General features: G+C 66.0%; 2 protein-coding genes and 2 rRNA genes. 1 reads left to right on the top strand and 3 read right to left on the bottom strand.

Annotation, left to right across the window (positions count from 1 at the left end; all coding sequences use genetic code 11):
- On the bottom strand, nucleotides 1-606 hold a 606-nt coding region (locus EJK15_RS68975), incomplete at its 3' end, for a hypothetical protein (RefSeq protein WP_206062346.1).
- Nucleotides 607-980: 374 nt separating this feature from the next.
- Here EJK15_RS68975 and EJK15_RS68970 point away from each other — a divergent pair.
- Nucleotides 981-1,721, top strand: coding sequence for an SAM-dependent methyltransferase (locus tag EJK15_RS68970; protein WP_138720875.1), 741 nt, complete (start codon nucleotides 981-983; stop codon nucleotides 1,719-1,721).
- A 51-nt stretch (nucleotides 1,722-1,772) separates the two neighbouring features.
- Here the strand turns inward: EJK15_RS68970 and rrf are convergent.
- Together rrf and EJK15_RS68960 are read right to left on the bottom strand one after the other, a co-directional pair.
- Nucleotides 1,773-1,889, bottom strand: a 5S ribosomal RNA gene (rrf, locus tag EJK15_RS68965).
- A gap of 138 nt (nucleotides 1,890-2,027) precedes the next feature.
- Nucleotides 2,028-2,147: ribosomal RNA gene (locus EJK15_RS68960) — 23S ribosomal RNA — on the bottom strand; the annotation flags it as partial.

Below are 2,147 nucleotides of genomic sequence, written 5' to 3'. Positions count from 1 at the left end.
CACGGTCGTCGCGGGACACACCCTCACGACGAGGTCCGCGGTCGTCACGGAACCCGCCCTCGCGCCTGGGGCCACGATCGGCGTATCCGCCCTCACGACGCGGACCACGGTCACCGTAGCCACCCTGGGGGCGGTCACCGGTGCCGCTGTCACGACGCGCGCCGTAACCGCCCTCACGACGCGGCCCACGATCATCCCGATCACGGAACGGACGACGCTCATCACCCTCACGACGCGGACCGCGATCCTCACGATTCCGATCACGGTCTTGGAACGTGCGCCGATCACCGCCGGGACCGCGATCCGAGCCCTCACGACGAGGTCCGCGGTCGTCACGGAACCCGCCCTCGCGCCTGGGGCCACGATCGGCGTATCCGCCCTCACGACGCGGACCACGGTCACCGTAGCCACCCTGGGGGCGATCACCCTGGCCACCCTGGGGCCGGTCACCGGTGCCGCTGTCACGACGCGCGCCGTAACCGCCCTCACGCCTGGGGCCGTAGCCGCCCTCCCGACGCGCGCCCCGGTCATCCCGGTCGCCGCCCTCGCGAGGCGCGCCCCGGTCATTACGGTCGCCGTCGTCACGCCGCGGCGCTCTGTCTTCACGGTTGTAGGGGCGTGACCTGTCATCGGAACGGAACGGACGGTCGCCGCCGGAGCCTCGTCCGCGAGAGCCGTAACCCCCGCTCCTGCCGCCCCCGGTAGAGCGCTTGTCTCCATCGTCGCCGCGCCCGGGCTGTCCGCCGTCCGATCCGTTATCTCTGTTCACTTCTGGTCCATTTCGTTGGGCTCACCCAGCGGACCCACAACGACGGTCCACCATGGCTGGTCGCCGCCCGTCCACGGGCCTTACGCGACGAAGGCCACCCGTGGGGGTGGCCCGGTCTCTCCAGGGTAGCAAGCCGTGGAACGTCCATGAGCCTGGCGCAAGCCCATAAAATGGGTGGCCTATTAACGCCGGGCCAGCAACACTGCCCACCATGTCACTACGTTTCCACGAAATCGCCGAGGCCCGGCACCGGATACTGAACCCGCTGACGGACGACAAGCTCGAGTTGATCGGCGAAATCTGCCGCATCGCTCCAGGCATGCGCCTGCTCGACCTGGCGTGTGGAAAGGGCGAGCTCCTTTCCCGCTGGGCCGCCGATTACGGCATAGAAGGCGTCGGCGTGGACATCAGCAAGGTCTTTCTGTCGGCCGCGAGAACCCGTGCCCAGGAGCTCGGAGTGGCCGATCGGCTCAATTTCATAGAAGCCGACGCCGCCACCTACGTGGAAACACCCGAGACGTTCGACATGGTCTCCTGCATTGGCGCGACATGGATCGGCGGCGGCCTGGAGGGCACCTTGTCCCTCATGCGCCGGCACATGCGTCCGGACGGTCTCGCCCTCGTGGGAGAGTGCTACTGGATTTCTCCGCCTCCGCCCGAGGCCTGCGAATCCCTCGCCGTGGAGAAAGACCTGTTCACCTCGCTCGCCGGTACGGACGAGCGCATCGAAGAGGCCGGCTTCGAACTCCTCGAAATGGTCCTGGCCAGCCCGGACAGCTGGGACAGGTACGTCGCCAGCCAATGGTGGACCATCAGCGATTGGCTGCGCGACAACCCAGCGGATCCCGATGCCCCGGCCATGCGGGATTTCCTCACTCGTGCCCGCCGCTCCCACCTTGAATACGGCCGGCAATACCTGGGCTGGGGAGTCTTCGTCCTCCGGCCCCAATAACGCAGAAAGGCCCCCGACCGTGCGGTCGGGGGCCTTTCTGTATCAAAGATTGTGCGGCGGTGACCTACTCTCCCACACCCTCCCGAGTGCAGTACCATCGGCGCTGGGAAGCTTAACTTCCGGGTTCGGAATGTAACCGGGTGTTTCCTTCCCGCCATAACCGCCGCAACCCTGCGAAACATACAAGCATGCCGCTTGTTGCCTCAGAATTGCGTAGTGGACGCGAGCAAGATTTCTTTGGTGTGGCGCAGCTCCGGACCCGGCGAAGAGTAACGGAGCGCAGCACACACCAAAGCATTATGCTTTGTGGTCAAGTCCTCGGCCTATTAGTACCGGTCAGCTCCACACGTTACCGTGCTTCCACCTCCGGCCTATCAACCCCATCGTCTATAGGGGGCCTTACCCACTCTCGTGGTGGGAGACCTC

It is taken from the genome of Nonomuraea basaltis (assembly GCF_005893125.1).
GTDB classification, from domain to species: domain Bacteria; phylum Actinomycetota; class Actinomycetes; order Streptosporangiales; family Streptosporangiaceae; genus Nonomuraea; species Nonomuraea basaltis.
Note: the sequence above shows the minus strand (reverse complement) of the source record. Positions and strands in the feature narration are given on the sequence as shown.

Coding starts and splice junctions, on each gene's coding strand:
- EJK15_RS68970 (WP_138720875.1), top strand. CDS start 981: ATGTCACTACGTTTCCACGAAATCGCCGAGGCCCGGCACCGGATACTG.